This window comes from Paenibacillus sp. MAHUQ-45, from assembly GCF_058133325.1.
Map to the genome: position 1 here is coordinate 283977 of NZ_JBYUPV010000007.1, position 15656 is coordinate 299632.

General features: G+C 51.2%; 16 protein-coding genes. 2 read left to right on the top strand and 14 right to left on the bottom strand.

Annotated features, from left to right (window positions below):
- Nucleotides 1–3: 3 nt before the first annotated feature.
- The 6 genes from AC3Y23_RS17180 to AC3Y23_RS17205 all read right to left on the bottom strand — a co-directional run bounded on the left by AC3Y23_RS17180 (nucleotide 4) and on the right by AC3Y23_RS17205 (nucleotide 6571).
- Nucleotides 4–1455 carry an aminotransferase-like domain-containing protein gene (locus AC3Y23_RS17180; RefSeq protein WP_379201068.1) on the bottom strand — a complete coding sequence of 484 codons (1452 nt, stop codon included), beginning with the start codon at nucleotides 1453–1455 and terminating at the stop codon, nucleotides 4–6.
- 93 nt (nucleotides 1456–1548) lie between these two features.
- Nucleotides 1549–1857 carry a hypothetical protein gene (locus AC3Y23_RS17185; protein WP_379201071.1) on the bottom strand — a complete coding sequence of 103 codons (309 nt, stop codon included), beginning with the start codon at nucleotides 1855–1857 and terminating at the stop codon, nucleotides 1549–1551.
- A gap of 37 nt (nucleotides 1858–1894) precedes the next feature.
- Nucleotides 1895–2563 carry a histidine phosphatase family protein gene (locus AC3Y23_RS17190; protein ID WP_379201073.1) on the bottom strand — a complete coding sequence of 223 codons (669 nt, stop codon included), beginning with the start codon at nucleotides 2561–2563 and terminating at the stop codon, nucleotides 1895–1897.
- Nucleotides 2564–3514: 951 nt separating this feature from the next.
- On the bottom strand, nucleotides 3515–4468 hold the full coding sequence (cbiB, locus tag AC3Y23_RS17195) for an adenosylcobinamide-phosphate synthase CbiB (protein ID WP_379201076.1): 954 nt from the start codon (nucleotides 4466–4468) through the stop codon (nucleotides 3515–3517).
- Between the two features lie 70 nt (nucleotides 4469–4538).
- Nucleotides 4539–5438, bottom strand: a complete 900-nt coding sequence (locus AC3Y23_RS17200) for an adenosylcobinamide amidohydrolase (protein WP_379201078.1) — start codon at nucleotides 5436–5438, stop codon at nucleotides 4539–4541.
- On the bottom strand, nucleotides 5435–6571 hold the full coding sequence (locus tag AC3Y23_RS17205) for a pyridoxal phosphate-dependent aminotransferase (protein WP_379201080.1): 1137 nt from the start codon (nucleotides 6569–6571) through the stop codon (nucleotides 5435–5437). The genes AC3Y23_RS17200 and AC3Y23_RS17205 overlap by 4 nt, the downstream gene beginning before the upstream one ends.
- Nucleotides 6572–6772: 201 nt before the next feature.
- Between AC3Y23_RS17205 and lplA the strand changes: the two genes are divergently transcribed.
- A complete protein-coding gene (lplA, locus tag AC3Y23_RS17210) occupies nucleotides 6773–7774 on the top strand; it encodes a lipoate--protein ligase (protein WP_379201082.1) in 1002 nt (333 codons plus the stop codon).
- Between the two features lie 123 nt (nucleotides 7775–7897).
- On the opposite strand, the gene AC3Y23_RS17215 is transcribed toward lplA, so the two are convergent.
- Entirely contained in the window at nucleotides 7898–8611 is a 714-nt protein-coding gene (locus AC3Y23_RS17215; RefSeq protein WP_379201084.1) for a metal-dependent hydrolase, read from the bottom strand.
- Between the two features lie 269 nt (nucleotides 8612–8880).
- Between AC3Y23_RS17215 and AC3Y23_RS17220 the strand changes: the two genes are divergently transcribed.
- Nucleotides 8881–9684: a Cof-type HAD-IIB family hydrolase gene (locus AC3Y23_RS17220; RefSeq protein ID WP_379201086.1), complete on the top strand. Its 804-nt coding sequence runs from the start codon at nucleotides 8881–8883 to the stop codon at nucleotides 9682–9684.
- Between the two features lie 45 nt (nucleotides 9685–9729).
- On the opposite strand, the gene AC3Y23_RS17225 is transcribed toward AC3Y23_RS17220, so the two are convergent.
- The 7 genes from AC3Y23_RS17225 to AC3Y23_RS17255 form a co-directional block, all read right to left on the bottom strand.
- Nucleotides 9730–10026 (bottom strand): ATP-binding cassette domain-containing protein, encoded by a 297-nt coding sequence (locus AC3Y23_RS17225; RefSeq protein WP_379201088.1) that lies wholly within the window; start codon nucleotides 10024–10026, stop codon nucleotides 9730–9732.
- Nucleotides 9983–10564, bottom strand: coding sequence for a GNAT family N-acetyltransferase (locus AC3Y23_RS17230; RefSeq protein WP_379201090.1), 582 nt, complete (start codon nucleotides 10562–10564; stop codon nucleotides 9983–9985). Before AC3Y23_RS17230 ends, AC3Y23_RS17225 begins: the two co-directional genes overlap by 44 nt.
- A 245-nt stretch (nucleotides 10565–10809) precedes the next feature.
- The gene (locus tag AC3Y23_RS17235) at nucleotides 10810–11523 is read right to left on the bottom strand and encodes a 5'-methylthioadenosine/adenosylhomocysteine nucleosidase (RefSeq protein WP_379201092.1); all 714 of its coding nucleotides are present in this window, start codon (nucleotides 11521–11523) and stop codon (nucleotides 10810–10812) included.
- Entirely contained in the window at nucleotides 11520–12668 is a 1149-nt protein-coding gene (locus AC3Y23_RS17240; protein ID WP_379201094.1) for an iron-containing alcohol dehydrogenase family protein, read from the bottom strand. Before AC3Y23_RS17240 ends, AC3Y23_RS17235 begins: the two co-directional genes overlap by 4 nt.
- On the bottom strand, nucleotides 12668–13324 hold the full coding sequence (locus AC3Y23_RS17245; RefSeq protein WP_379201096.1) for a methionine ABC transporter permease: 657 nt from the start codon (nucleotides 13322–13324) through the stop codon (nucleotides 12668–12670). Before AC3Y23_RS17245 ends, AC3Y23_RS17240 begins: the two co-directional genes overlap by 1 nt.
- A complete protein-coding gene (locus tag AC3Y23_RS17250) occupies nucleotides 13321–14343 on the bottom strand; it encodes a methionine ABC transporter ATP-binding protein (RefSeq protein WP_379201098.1) in 1023 nt (340 codons plus the stop codon). The genes AC3Y23_RS17245 and AC3Y23_RS17250 overlap by 4 nt, the downstream gene beginning before the upstream one ends.
- Nucleotides 14336–15550, bottom strand: coding sequence for an aminotransferase class I/II-fold pyridoxal phosphate-dependent enzyme (locus tag AC3Y23_RS17255; RefSeq protein ID WP_379201100.1), 1215 nt, complete (start codon nucleotides 15548–15550; stop codon nucleotides 14336–14338). The genes AC3Y23_RS17250 and AC3Y23_RS17255 overlap by 8 nt, the downstream gene beginning before the upstream one ends.
- Between the last annotated feature and the right edge of the window lie 106 nt (nucleotides 15551–15656).

Genomic DNA, 15656 nt, shown 5'->3' on the forward strand with positions numbered 1-15656 from the left:
CCTTCATCCCATTAATTGCCTAGCCGTTCTCCCAATGATTTCGATTCCTTTGACAATATCCTCATCCGCCACTCGAGAGAAGCCGATCCGCATCGTATGCTGCCCGCCGCCATCGGTATAGAACATCTCTCCTGCCGTAAAAATAACCCCCTGCGCACGGCACGCCTCAAGCAAAGCTCTTGTGCTAAAGCCCTCCGCAAATGCGACGAACAAATGCAGTCCCCCATCACTCGTCAACGTTTGGTACGGAACATGTTGCTTACAGCATTCCAGGGTCAGCTCATATTTTCGTTTATATTCCGCTCTCGCTTTTTTCAAATATTTCTCCAGATTGCCGTTGTACAAATATTGATAAAGGATCGACTGATCCAGAGTAGAAGTGTGAATCGTCTGCGCCCGCTTGAGGCTCTCCAGATAATAGATCAGTTCCTGATCAGCCAGCACCCAGCCTACCCGAAGCCCTGGGAACAATACTTTAGAGAAGCTTCCGAGATAAATCACACTATTGCCTGCACCCGCCGTCGCAATCAGTGGCGATACATGCGATCCTGAATAACGCAGCTCTTCATTAAAACCATCCTCAATAACCGGAATATCGTATCCCGCCATCAGCTTCATCAGACCCTGTCTTTTCTCAGGAGACATGACAATCCCGGTCGGATTATGGTACGAAGGCACGAAGTACGCACAATCATACTCTCCCGCATCCAATGCCTTCTCCAGCTCACCCAAATGAATACCATCCCGCTCCATCGGAATGCCCTTAATCCCGAAGCCATGCAGCTTGAGGTTCTTGATCGCTGTGTGATGCGTAGGGTTCTCGGTCAGGACCTGGCCACTCTTCCGGTTCAGGGCTGACAATACGATATTGAAGCCCTCCGTGAAACCATTGGTGATCAGGATGTCCTTGCCTTTCATGTCCACGCCCTTGTGTTCCATATATTGATGTAAATAATCGATTAACGGTTTGTAGCCCTTGGCGTAGCCGTAGTTCAACAGGACATTGCCTTCCACTGCCATACGGTCCATGAAGGCCCGTTTAACATTGTCTAGATCGAATAAACTCTCATCCGGCGCAATGCTGGTAAAAGAAATAGTACCCTTTTCCGCACGAAGCCCGTGCTTCATAATATCCAGTTCTTCCGCCAGCATGGCATGATCGTTCAGATGTCGCTTCCAGTCCATAGTGCGGGAAGAAACCGTCACGGTACCGGGTGCAGAAGAGGCTACATAATTGCCCTGCCCTTTAACGGCGTAGACAAACCCATCGTCCTCCAGTCCTTCATACGCCGCGATTACAGAGTTGCGACTAACTTGCAGCAGCACACACATCTCGCGGGTGGACGGCAGCTTCTGACCACCTTGCAGTGCGCCTTTTATAATTAAGTGCTTCATATAGTCTTTGATTTGTATATATACCGGTCGTCCGGCAATGAGCTTAAAATCTTTAAACATCCATCATCGCCCCCATAGCTATCATGGCATAGTTAGCAGGGTAAAAAAAGAACCACGATCCCGGATTTTTCATCCAGTCGTGGTTCTTAGGGGTTATGATCTTGTTTGGTTGATGCTCCAAATACCTATAATTATCTCTGTGCCTATCTCTGTTTCTACTTCTGTTTCTACTTTTGTTCCTACTTTTGTTCCTACTTCTGTTTCTACCTCTGTTCTTACCTTTGTTCCTACCTCTGTTCTTACCTTTGTTCCTACCTCTGTTCCTACCTCTGTTCCTACCTCTATTCCTACCTCTGTTCCTACCTCTGTGCCTACCTCTGTTCCTACCTCTGTTCCTACCTCTGTTCCTACCTCTGTTCCTACCTCTGTTCCCGTGCCTATCCTTGGCCCTGTTGAAAACACGGCCTTCTCTGTGATGAGTATTTCCCCGGTAACTGCGTTATCTGCGTAGATCTGCTCTCTCGCTCCATCTGCCTCTGTTCCATTGCAGCCGAAGTAACAGTAAAGATCCCAGTGGAGGAGCGATCGCCTCCCGGAATGAAGTCCCCGTTCGGGTGAGGGCCAGCAGCTGACGGATCACGCCCCCATGTGTCACCACCAGCACACGTCGGGGCTGGCAGAGCTCTCCCTGAGAAGAACAAGAAGGCACCCCTGTGGCTACCTCCAAACTGTCCAGAAAATGGGCCACTCGATCTGAGAACTGTGCCCAAGACTCGCCCCCTGGAGGGGTGAAGGCGGCGGGATCATCGATCCAGTTCCGGTAAAGCGCTTGGTCCTTCAACTGCTCATAGTTGCAGCCCTCCCACTCACCGAAGTTCATCTCACGCAGCCGCTGATCATAGACAGCACTGGCTGCGAGAGGGGAAGCGACTGCAGTCAGGGTCTGCCGGCAGCGAAGCAAATCGCTGCACCACACTTCCTTGAAGCTCTCGTATCCGGCTAGCTGCTCCTTGAGCCTGAGCAATAACCCTCCGCTGTCCGGCAGCAGCGGGAGATCCGTGTGACCCAGGTAGCGCCGCTCCGCGTTCCACTGTGTAGGGCCATGGCGTATCAGCACCAACTCCAGCTCAATAACTCTACCATTATCCGAATGGGGTTCTGTATTCATATATGCAATCATTCCTATACATGCGATTGGACTGAATCTACTAAAGAGGATAAAAAAGTAATACTCACTTTATCAATTCTTCATCAGTATCTATATAAGACGAACATAAGATCCGAACATAAGATCTGAACGTAAGATTTGAACACAAGATCTGAACATAAGATCTGAACACAAGATCTGAACACAAGATCTGAACACAAGATCTGAACACAAGATCTGAACACAAGATCTGAACACAAGATCTGAACATAAGGCTCGTTGTCACTGATGTGGAATGTTTGGACTTACGGTCGCTGTTGTTCCTAGATTCCTTCTTTATAAACCGTCTCTATATAGAACGCCTAAAATAACAAACAAAGCCTAGAAGTTATCTCCGAAGTGTAATTAACGGCATTTTTGTACTCTAAATAGCCCGTAATTGTCGATAGGTGGTAATTAAGTGCAATTTTGTACCTTAAATTCACTGAAATACCCTCTATTGTACTTTTTTTAAAAAATAAGGTACAAAAACGCCCTTATTCTCCTCATTTACCTCTAATCTACAAATATAAGGTACAAAAATGCCCTTAGTTGGGTAGGTAGCGTCATTTCCCATCGTTCTTTCTCGCTTCTCCCTTAGTCCTCCTTAGTTCTTCTCAGTTCTCTTTAGTTCTCCTTACTTTCCTCTCGCTTTTTTCTTCGGTTCTCCTCGCGTGTTCCTCGTTCCTTTTTGCTTTTGTTACTTTCTTTTGTTACTTTCTTTTGTTACTTTCTTTTGTTCATCTTATCTTTTCTAAAAGATACAAAACTCGCGCGCGCCCTTGCCACCTAGGACAGTGTTAACCGAATCAGCAAACTAGCCTATCAACCAATCAATCAGTCAGTTAGTTAGTTAGTTAGTTAGTTAGTCAGCCAATCAATCAGCTATTAAATCAACTAATCAATCAACTAATCAATCAACTAATCAGTCAACTAACTAATCAGCCAAGCTGTCGCTGCGCAAAGACAAGCAAAGATAGAGGAACAGAGCAACATCATCCGCGAGGCCTGGAGAATATCCTCCGGCTCCATGACCCTGACCGGGTCGCCCATGTAGGCCCGGAAGGAGGTTACGCCATGGTAGACGTTCTCCCCGCCCAGCCGGATACCGAGCGCGCCAGCTACCGCTGACTCTGGGAAGCCGCTATTTGGGCTGGGATGCAGGCGGGCATCGCGCCTGATTATATGTATACAACGCCGCCAGTCTAGGCGTAGCAGCCAGGCGCACATCGTTAGGAGTCCCGCTGTGATCCGGGCAGGAATGAAGTTGGCAACATCGTCCAGCCTGGCGGATGCCCAGCCGAGATGAAGGTACTTGTCATTCTTGTAGCCTACCATGGAGTCGAGCGTATTCACCGCTCGATAGGCCATGGCTAGCGGCGCACCGCCAAGCAGGGCATAGAACAGCGGCGAGACAACAGCGTCTACGATGTTTTCAGCCACAGTCTCCACAGTGCCGCGAACAATCTCCGGGCTGTCTAACGAGGTTGTGTCGCGCCCCACAATCATCCCTACCGCCTGACGGGCAGCGGGAATGTCCCCCCGACGCAGCTCGGTGTAGACGGCGAGGCCGGCGTCCTTCAGACCTTTGGCAGCAATGGTGGTTGAGATTAGCCAGGCCGAGGCGACCCAAGGAAGCCAAGGCGCGATCATCGCGAGCAGCCATAGCAGCAGAGTCGTCAGACCCCAGGCTCCGCCAGCCACGATTAGCGGCAGGAGCAGCCCGGCTGGCCGCAGGTTGCGGGGCCGGGATACGAAACGGCGAATCAGACGTTCCACGGCCTTGATCACCTTCCCCATCCCTACTACCGGATGGGGAAGTGCCCGCGGATCACCTACGATTCTATCAATAATATAGGCGGCGAGCAGAATCAAGGCCGTAATCACAGCCCCTCCTCCCAGGCTCTATTTTCATTGCCTACTCTTATCCCTGGCCTTGTATTTTTATCCGTGCTCATTAACTGTCCTTCCTCGTCTGCAACGATTTCAGGCTGGCTGTGACCGCACCATAGACCAGCCGCCCCAGAGCACCGCCCAGATCGGTAGCTGTCCCGGCATAGACATGCTCAGCGCCGTATCGTCCACTCTGGCTTACGCCCAGTACGATAGCATCTGTTGTCGTACCCGTCGCCGTCAACCCGTTCTCGGGGTCAGTAATCCCGAGATCCGCGAGAGCGGCTGTCTTGGCCTCGACAGCTGTCATCACAGCATTAACCATTGCCGCAGGCGATAGTCGTCCATCAATGCCCAGCATAATGTTAATCGTGCCTGGCCGGTATGCCTTTAGCACGGGGCGGGTTACCCCTGCACGAGCCGCATTGCCTGCAGCTGCCGTAACGCAGCAGAAGATTCCGGCAGAGCCGGTATCTTCCTCGAATACCGCAGCATGCTCCAGCGGCACGGCTGTCATCAGGCCGGCGCAGCCTGTCGCAGGATAACCCCATTCCCGGAGCTTGTTCTCCATATCGCGCACCGGATCACTGCATTCATAATCCCGGCTGACAAACAGATTTACCGCTTGTGTCAGGGGCATCATGCCCCCGCCATATACTGCACTCGACAGTCCATCCACCTCAACCGGGAACGCCAGCAGTAGATGGTCTTCCTGTCGCTCCAGGGTCAGCCCGGGAAAGACCGAAGAATGGATTACTGCGGTCCCAGCTTCATTCATAAAGGGGAGCTTTGCTCGACTCAGCGTGGCTTCATTCCCCTGGATTACAACTCTGTTGAGTTCATTCAGATTGTTTTCATTCAGATTGAGTTCATCCAGATTGTTTTCATTCCGTTTTGTTTCTGTTTCTGTTTCTGTTTCTGTTTCATTTCTATTTTGTTCACTAATATTGATGTCTCTCATCATCCCTTTGCCCCCTCCGTCAACATTGTTTTTTCACTGCCTCGTCGTTGCTGCTCTCTTATAATCTCCTCAATGCGCTGCAGCAAGATGGTATTATCCTCATGCCCTTTGACCGCAATGCGGATATGTCCCGGCCCAAGGCCAGGATACATAGCACAGCTGCGGACCAGGATGCCGCTGTCCCCCAGACAGGCCTGCATCTCTGCCGCACTCCATGGCTGCGGTAGACCGCACAGCAGGAAGTTGGCTTCGCCCGGCAGCACATCACAGCCGATTCTAGTCAACCCTTCCAGCAGCAGCTTCCGCTGCGCCGCAATTAGCTCACGCGTGCGGCGTTCATAGGCCTGCCCGCTGGTCAAGCACGCCTCTCCAGCCAGGAGAGCGAGCGTGTTCACGCTCCAGGTGACCTGTTTATCGGACATGGCAGCGCCAAGCGACGGATGAGCGATAGTGAACCCGAGCCGCAGGCCTGGAATGGCATAGAACTTGGTCATGGAGCGGATCAGCACGGTGTGTGGGAACCGCGCAAGCTCCGGCAGCAGCGTGGCCCGCTGCCCCGGCTCAATAAAGTCGATGAAGGCCTCATCGACAGCCAAATATGCACCACTAGCCTCGGCCTTTTCCGCCAGTAGCACCAGCTCATCCAGCGAATACTGGATGCCATTCGGATTGTTCGGCTGGCCGAGGAACAGCAGCTCCACCCGGTCCAGTAAGCCGGAGAGTTCTTCTACTCCGGCCCGATAGCCGTTCTCCCGGGTGCCCTGCACAGTCAACACCTCTGCTCCGAACTGCTCCGATAGCTGGCGATATTCCGAGAAGCACGGCTCTGCAAGACCTACCCTGCTGGGAGCAAGCGCCAGCAGCAGCAAGGACATACTTTCGGCGGCGCCGTTGCCAACGGTCAGCCATTCACCGGGCACACCCAGCGTTTCCGCGAGCAGGCCCTTGAAGATCCGGTGGCCAGGGTCAGGATAAGCCGTGACCGAGGGCAGCGCCTCCCGCAGCCGTTCCAGCAGCCCTGGCGGCGGACCCAGCGGATTAATGTTGGCGCTGAAGTCCAGAAAAGCGCGGCCCTTCCCCCCGTAGAGTTCCGCAGCCGTCAGCAAATCCCCGCCGTGGCCGTATTTTTCAAGCATAACAGCACTTCCTTATCTTATATTTACGTTACCTATGTAAGCCAATGCCCTCATTTTGCGCTCTAGCTGGAAATTCGTCAATGACTTCGCGCTGCCGAGCGAATCTCTCGTGGAGAGGGTAGTGAAACGCTTTTGTGAATTCCCTACTTTTAGTTTAAAATAAAGGCTGTATTCAATCATGCTGCAACGGAGGAACATTCCATGCTATTTATCGATAACACGGGGATTACGGATGCATCCATCAATCTCGCGATTGAAGAATATGCGCTAAAGCATTTGCCTATGGACGAGAGCTACTTGCTCTTTTATATCAACAGTCCGTCTATCATTATCGGCAAGCATCAAAATACGATTGAAGAGATTAACCAGGAGTACGTGAAGGACAATAACATCCAGGTTGTGCGTCGTCTATCTGGCGGCGGGGCGGTCTATCATGACCTCGGCAATCTTAATTTCAGCTTCATTACCAAGGATGACGGCGAATCCTTCCTTAACTTCCTGAAGTTCACGCAGCCGGTCATCGACTACTTGCGGAGCATGGGCGTCAATGCCGAGCTCAGCGGACGGAACGATCTGCAGGTCGGAGAGCAAAAAATCTCCGGGAACGCCCAGTTCTCTACACGCGGACGCATGTTCAGCCATGGTACGCTGATGTTCGACCTCAATCTGGAGGATGTACAAGCTTCGCTGAATGTTAATCCGGAGAAGTTCAAATCGAAGAGTACGAAGTCGGTTCGCAGCCGCGTAGCCAACATTAAAGATCTTCTAGGGACGGATATGACGATTGAAGAATTCCGCAGCGGTCTGCTGCGCTCAATCTTTGGCATGGAGCCTTCCGAGGTGCCACAGTACAAGCTGGAACAAGACGACTGGGTAAAAATCCATGAAATTTCCAAGGAGCATTACCAGAACTGGGATTGGAACTATGGATTGTCACCGAAGAGCAACGTCAAACACACACGTAAGTTCCCTGCCGGAATTATTGATATCCGGATGGACATTGAAGATTCCTACATCAAGGATATTAAAATTTATGGCGATTTCTTCGGTGCTGGCGATGTGGTAGACGTTGAAAATGCACTTCGTGGCAAACGTTACGAGCAAGTCGAAGTCAGACAAGCGCTGGCCGAGCTGGACCTGAAGCATTACTTTGGACGGATCGAGCCGGAGGAATTTTTCGGGCTGGTTTTCCTGGAAGAATAGATTTCCTGTATATAAAAAAATCAATAAGGCTCTCTCGCTGCACCGCGCAGCGAAAGAGCCTTATTTCTGTTATGTATTGTCCCAGCCATGTTGCTGCAATGTCGTTGCTCAGTCTGTGGTGCTTTACGGCGAGAGAATAAACGCATAGATTACCAGCGCCAGAGTAAGCACAATACACAGATTCTCTACAGCGCTGCCCTTCTTCGTGCCGGTGCTCATCAGCCTCAGACGTAGCTTGAAGGGGATTGGTGGCAGCGGGGTAATCCCGCGCTGAGTAAGGGAGTCTGCCAGCAGATGCAGCGCATAGGACATGCACCCGGCGATCCACAGGCTGCCGCCATCATCCAAGCCACGGGAAGCAAAATACAGCAGCGCGCCCCATCCGGCCACGCCGTACAGCGTGTGCGTTAGCCCACGATGCGGGACAATGGATGCGACGATTAGCACGCAAGCTGCAATATAGTTCCATGGAGCATAGGCGTCTGCGAATGCAATCAGCCCCAAGGCGATCAACAGCATAACAAGATGCCTCAGCCTGCGTCCCGGCAGGAAAGAAACGCTGCCGACAAGCAGCGCCAACGCAATGTTCCAAGGCGGCTGTACTAGGCCGGCAAAATAAAGATAAATAGCTCCGCCAAGCAGCGCCACCTGAAGAATTCGCAGTACGAACTCAGGAATAGCCTTGCGTACCAATAATGAATTGGGCTCATCAATATCTGGCATAAGCGAGCTTACCGCCGCCACAGCAATGGCTGGAATGGTGATCTCATAGCCTAATAGATTCATAACCGACAGGGTAACCCCGGTGCTGATGATTAAATGGGATTTGCCCATCATAGGAGAACCGCTCCCTTTCCAAGATGTAAACGCGAACAAATGTGCGGTTATCGAAGTATACCAAGACCCTGCTCTTTTGTCTAGCTTGAACCCTGAAATGGCCTGTTCCATAAAGGATCTTCGGCAGCTTTGTCTTGTTCTTACTGCTTTTTTAGGATACAATTTGGACAACTTGTCTTTCTGTATAAGACAACTTTCAATGCCAGGCATCAGTACCCATTTGATCTGATTGTTATAACCAGAAAGAAATAAGGAGAGAGAAACCATCCATGTACAAATTGATTGCTATCGACATTGACGACACACTGATTAATGATGACAAGGAAGTTACCCCGGCCACGCAGCAAGCGTTGGAGCAAGCCGTTGCCGCAGGTGTAGTGGTAACACTGGCCACTGGACGCGCCTATGCGTCGGCCCAAGCCATTGCCCGCCAAACCGGACTTAACGTGCCGATCATTACGTACCAGGGTGCACTCGTGAAGAACTTGCTGGACGAGAACGTATTATATGAACGTTATGTCCCGCAGGATGCCGTACGCAAGCTGTTCGAATACTGTGTAGAGCATAATCTGCATTTGCAAACCTACATTGACGATAAACTTTACTCCCGTGAAGAGAACCAGAAGCTGATCGACTACTCCGCTTTGAACAACACCCGTTACTATATCGAACCGGACTGGGAGAAGCTGGTGCCAGAAAAAACACCAAAAATGCTCATCATCGACGATCCTGATTTCCTGGATGAGCTGGCGCCGATTCTGCGTGAGCTGCTGGGAGATTCGGTGCATATCACCAAATCCAAACCTTATTTCCTAGAAATCATGCACCACGAAGGCACCAAGGGCTTGGCTCTGGAATTCCTGGCCGGCCATTTCGGATGCGATCTGTCCGAGACCATCGCTGTCGGCGATTCCTGGAACGACCATGAGATGCTGGAAGCAGCAGGCCTGGGTGTAGCCATGGATAACGCAATCCCGGCGCTGAAGGAAATCGCTGATTTCATCACCCTCAGCAACAACGAGGACGGCGTCAAGCATGTCATCGAAAAGTTCATTTTGCAGAGCGAAAATTAATACAAAAGTGCCGCACAACCGTGTATTTTAACGGCGTGCGGCACTTTATTTATATATAGATTTAGTGACCTGTTGACGAAAGTATCGTTTCCTTGATCTGAGCTTCTTCCTATTCACTCTCCAACTGTGAGCCGTAGCTTCATCCAGCAACAGAGTCGGTGCATCTTTCAGAATTGTCCTGGTAATAGACAGTCTCTGGCGCTGACCCCCTGAGAGTCTGGCCCCTTCCTCAACAACCTCTGAATCCTGCCGCATATAGGCAAAATACCCTCTGTTGCTGGAACGAATCCACTCTCCCCTAAAATTCCGCTCCTCGCACCTTGGCATACACCTTACTGTCATGTAATTCCCCGTTCATTGCCCGCCGATTGCTACGTAAAATCCCGTCCAGCGTATAGCCCGCGCGTTCCGCTACGGCTGCACTTTTCAGATTATGGGCGCTGCAACGGATCTCAATCCGGTTCGCTGCCAGCTCTCGGATCGCAAATTCCGTGACCCTGTTCACCGCTTCGGTCATGTACCCTTTGCCAGCGCAGCTGCTCCTGATCCAATAGCCAATTTCAAAACTGCGAATGTCCCAATTGATGCTGTGCAATCCGGTGCAGCCAACGAACCGACCAGACGCTTTGTCAAAAATACGCAGGTGCATTTCAGTACGCTTTAGAAATTCCAGCCTTGCTTCACGTGTGAACTTCTCTGATTCCTCCAAAGTCTGCAAGGTTTGGGCGAACGGCATCCAGGGCTTCAGCAGCTCCTGACTTTCCACAAGCGCTTCATGCATACTGGCGCCATCCCCCCACAATGGAGCTCGGATCAGCAGACGTTCTGTCTCAAAGCTTTCGGGAAAATCAAACAAGATTGGTTCTTGTGATCCTGACATTATGTAATCCTCCAATGTATTTGATTGTTATGCTAAATAGATTGAAGCTGGAATTTTCACACGAGCTAAGTACGTCATTGCGGAAAATATAACTATGTAATTCTTTTACGCAGGTATATCGATTATATTTAAAACCCCCTAATAATACCATTAATTTGTATATATTAGGACATAAAAATACCGTTCACACCAGGATCATTTTCCAGGGGGTGAACGGTAACATTTTATACGAGCATATTTTAATACTATAAAGAGCTTCCCGGTTCATACAAAGTCAGGAAAGCCTCAACGACTTCGGCCGAATTCTTCGCGGCCAGATCGACGTTGGAGGTGAACAATTCAGCAGCTCCCGCGCCGACATTGTCTGAGATCCCGCGGACCGAAAAGAAGGGAACCCCGAATTGATAAGCCGTTTGGGCGATGGCTGCGCCCTCCATGTCCGATGCCTTGGACTCAGGGAACCGTGTCCGGATGGAGACAGCAAGCTCCGAATGCCCGATGAAAGAATCCTCTGTGGTCACAAGTCCCGTCACGACGCTCCGCTCACTATTGATGAGGGCAGCTCCTTCCAGCGCCAAGGCTACCCATTGCTTATCCACCGGGTACGAAGCTGGCATCTGCGGTACCTGTCCGTAGACATAATTAAAAACAGTAGCATCCACATCACTGTAGGTAAGTTCCTCGGCAATTACTACATCGCCGATCTGGAGGCCCGGGTCCAACGCACCTGCAGCACCAATGTTGATAATCAGCTCGACCTGAAACCGCTCCAATAAAATGGAGGTGGTCATTGCCGCGTTGGCCTTGCCGATCCCGGATTGCACCAGCACAACATCCTTGCCCTTAAGACGTCCGGTGAAGAAATTGCTTTTGGCCACTACCAACTGCTGAATGTCCTCCAAATGTGATTTGATCAATGCTACTTCTTCTTCCATTGCCCCGATAATTGCGATACTCATGACTTTCCCGCCTTCTCTTTGTTGGAATTTGCTCTGTATTCTGTTGTATAAAGCTCAAGCTGTGCTATTGCATCTGCTACTTCTTCTGCTCCAATGTGACCCGGCATTCTGTGAATGGAAGCGTTCTGAACGGTGGCCCGTTCTCCAAGCTGAAGCCAATCCTCACGCCCCAGATGTCCAAGTCCCATATCCTGAAGGCAGGCGGGCAGACCCAACTGCTCATAGAATGGCAAAAGAAAATCAATCTCCGTCCGGTTGTCCTCTAGCGCAAGCTGCACCAGCACTCCGTAAGCCACTTTATTCCCGTGCAATTGCCCATGGGCTTCCGGTATGGCCGTTAGCGCATCATGGATGGAATGAGCACCCGCTGTACGCCCATAATCCTCTCCGAAGCCGCCCACAAGACCAGCAACCATAATAATAGTCTCGGCAATTCGTGTCAGGTCCTCATTGGCCTGTCCCCTCCGTAGAGCTTCAAGTGCAGCCTCGCTGTGTTGCAGCAGATGCTCCTTGCATTTTCGTGCCGCATACCAAGCCAGCTCCACCTCTACTGGAGGGGAAGCCATGCCCCGGATGATCACATCAGCTTCGTACCATTTGGCCAGGGTATCCCCGATACCGGCGATCAGCAGCTCTGGCGGGGACTGCGCAATGACCTGTGGATCAAGCAGAACCAGCGCATTGCTGTATGGAAACACATCCATACTCACAAAGCGTCCCTGATCGTCATACATGACGCTCAGGGACGACCATGCCGCACAGGTCGAGGCCAGTGTGGGCAAAATAATCGCAGGAAGCCGCAGTGCGGCTGCTGCGCTTTTGACCAAATCGCTTATTTTTCCGCCACCTACTGCGATAATAGCTTGAGCCTCACGATCTACAGCTTCAGCCACGATTCCGTCGCGCTCCGGATAGGTGCATTCCCCGCTGTATGCATACAGGTGGACAACCGTCGCCTTCAGTTCAGGCAGAAAGGGCTGCGCCGCACTCCATGAATCCCGGCCATGCACAATCAATACTGTGTGAATGCCTCTTCGCTCCAAGTGCTGCTCTAAGCTACCCCAAGAACCCGGTCTACAGATGAATTCTTGCGGTGCAGCCCGAACTATAATTTCCGGCTTCAATCCTTCGTTCACCCTGCTCATTAGTTACGCCGAGCCTTACGAGCCAGCACGTTGCCAAGAGACTGAATGCCCTGCACGAAAATAATCAGGATAACCACCGTAACGATCATGACAAACGTATCGAACCGTTGATACCCGTAGGAAATAGCCAAATCACCGATGCCGCCCCCGCCAACCGTACCGGCCATAGCCGTAGCCCCAATCAGACCGATCGTAGCCGTTGTCATCGTCAGAATCAGAGACCCAAACGCCTCCGGCAGCAGAAAATGCCAAATCACCTGGAAGGTCGTTGCGCCCATGGCCTCCGCTGCTTCCAGAATTCCCGGACTGACTTCAAGCAGAGAATTCTCCACCAATCGCGCGATGTATGGCGCTATATAGACGATCAGCGGCACAATAGCCGCACTAGTACCAATGGAAGTATGTACGACCCATCTTGTAAACGGAATGATGGCGACCAGCAATATAATGAACGGAAGAGAACGTACAATATTGATCACCGGATTCAGTACCGAAAAAACAAATTTATTTTCCAGAACGCCTCCAGGCCGTGTAATTACCAGTACAATACCAAGCGGAATCCCGAGCAATGCGCCGAAGAACAGGGAGAAGCCCACCATGACCACCGTTTCCCTGAGGGCTCCAAAAAGCTGATCTGCCGTTATCACCGTATTCATACTTTATCCACCTCCGTAATCTCAACGCCCTGACTCAGCAAATAGGATGCAGCCTGATCAATTGTGCCGTGATCCCCGTTCATCTGCAGAATCATCGTTCCCAGCGTCGTGTTCTGAATTTCCGTCATATTGGCAAATAAAATATTCACATTAACCTCATGATTGCGAATTAGATTGTTAATGACAGGCTCGGATGCCGCACCACCGACGAATTTGAGTCTGAATAGCCTTCGTCCGCTTTCTGCTTTGAGCGTATGGATTACACTTTGCGGCACACTGTTGTGAATCACTGTCTGTACGAAGCTCTGTGTCGTAGCATGACAGGGATTACCGAAGACCTCCAGCACGTTGCCCTGCTCAATGATCTCTCCCTGTTCCATCACCGCTACTTTGTTGCAAATCTGCTGGATGACCGCCATCTCATGGGTAATGATCATAATCGTGATGTTGTATTCCTCATTGATCCGTTTCAGCAGCTCCAGAATGGAGCTGGTCGTCTGCGGGTCCAGCGCTGAAGTCGCTTCATCGCACAGGAGAATGGACGGATTACTGGCAAGTGCCCGGGCGATACCGACCCGCTGCTTTTGCCCACCGGACAGTTCCTTAGGGTAGCTAGCAGCCTTGTCACTGAGCCCTGTGAATTTCAGCAATTCTGTAACACGCTCGCGGATTTCCTCTTTGCTCTTCTTGAGCAGCACCAGCGGAATAGCAATATTATCGAATACAGTCTTGGATTCCAGCAGGTTAAAATGTTGAAAAATCATGCCGATCCGCTTTTTCACCTGCCGCAGCTCGGAGGGACTGTATTTGTCAAGCGGCTCCCCGTCTACAAAGACCTGACCGCTGGTCGGGCGTTCCAAATAGTTCACCAGACGAATCAGCGTGCTTTTGCCAGCACCACTGTAGCCGATTACCCCGTAAATATCCCCTTTTTCAGCGCGGAGACTGACTCCTTTCAAGGCCTTAATGGATTGTCCTTTGCGCTCAAAGGATTTATGGACATCTCTAAGCTCAATCATGCTGCACGCCTCCTGACTGTACGGCTATACCCGATTTTTTAAAAATACCTGTCGCTGCAATTCGATCAATGGCTTCGTTCAACCTCTCCTCGCTGTTCACCAGGCCGACTCTGACATAGTATTCCCCCTGCTTGCCAAAGCCTGCTCCCGGCGCCACTGCAACATGCGCTTCATCCAGCAGACGCTCCGCAAAAGATTCTGCGGTGTACCCTTCCGGCACTTTGAACCAGGAGAAGAACGAGCCCTTGGGCGCTGTAACTGCCCAGCCGATTCCCCGCAAACGGTTCACCAGAAAGTCACGCCGCTGCTCATATAAGGCCCCAAGCTGCTGTACACCCTCTTGTGGTCCAAGTAGCGCAGCCGCCGCAGCATCCTGCACCGCCCCGAAAATCGTGCTGTAAGCCTGAGTATGAAAGTGCTTGAGCGCTCCGATGACCGAAGCATTTCCCACCGCGAAGCCGAAGCGCCAACCAGCCATGTTATAGGTCTTGGAAGCCGTATACAACTCCACACCATAATCTTTGCCCCCAGACTGCTGAAGGAAGCTCAGCGGCTTGTGTCCATCGAAGCCAAAGGCACCGTAGGCAAAGTCATTCAGCACCGGAAACTTGTGCTTTGCAGCAAACGCCAGCGTCTGCTCAAAAAATTCTTCCGTAGCGATCGCACCTGTCGGATTGTTAGGATAGTTCAGCATCAACAGCTTCACCTTCCGGGCAATCTCTTCAGGAACGCTCTCATAGCGGGGAAGAAAACCATCCTCTTCGTAGACGGGTATCGTCTGAATTTGTGCTCTTGCCAGAATCGCCGCAGCGAAATAAGGCGGGTATGCGGGATCCGTTGTCAGCAGCAGATCGCCGGGGTTCAGGAGACTTTGTGGAATACCCACCACACCAATCGCCGAACCGTTGAACACAGCTACCTCCGTCTCCGGGTCAAGCTCTACATTGTATTCCCGCTTATAAAAAGCTGCTACCGCCTCCCGCGCGCTTCCCTTACCGTAAAAAGGCGGATACCCCTGATTCAGCGGCTCTTCGACCGCTTCTTTCAGAACTTCGATAATATGCTGCGGGGTCGGCTGATCCGGAGTTCCACTTGCCAGATCAATAACGTCAACTCCCTTGCTGCGGTATAAGGCAATCTTGTCGTTGAGCGCACTGAAATAATTATTAGGTAATTCGCTGACTACATTAGAAGGTCTAAAGTCCATTGTTTTACACCTCTTTAGCAAAGATCGGTTTTGGTATCACCGTCATCCTATCCCCTCAACAAATAGGAGGGTCTGCCACTTCTCCGTAAAGGAATGGCAGACCAGA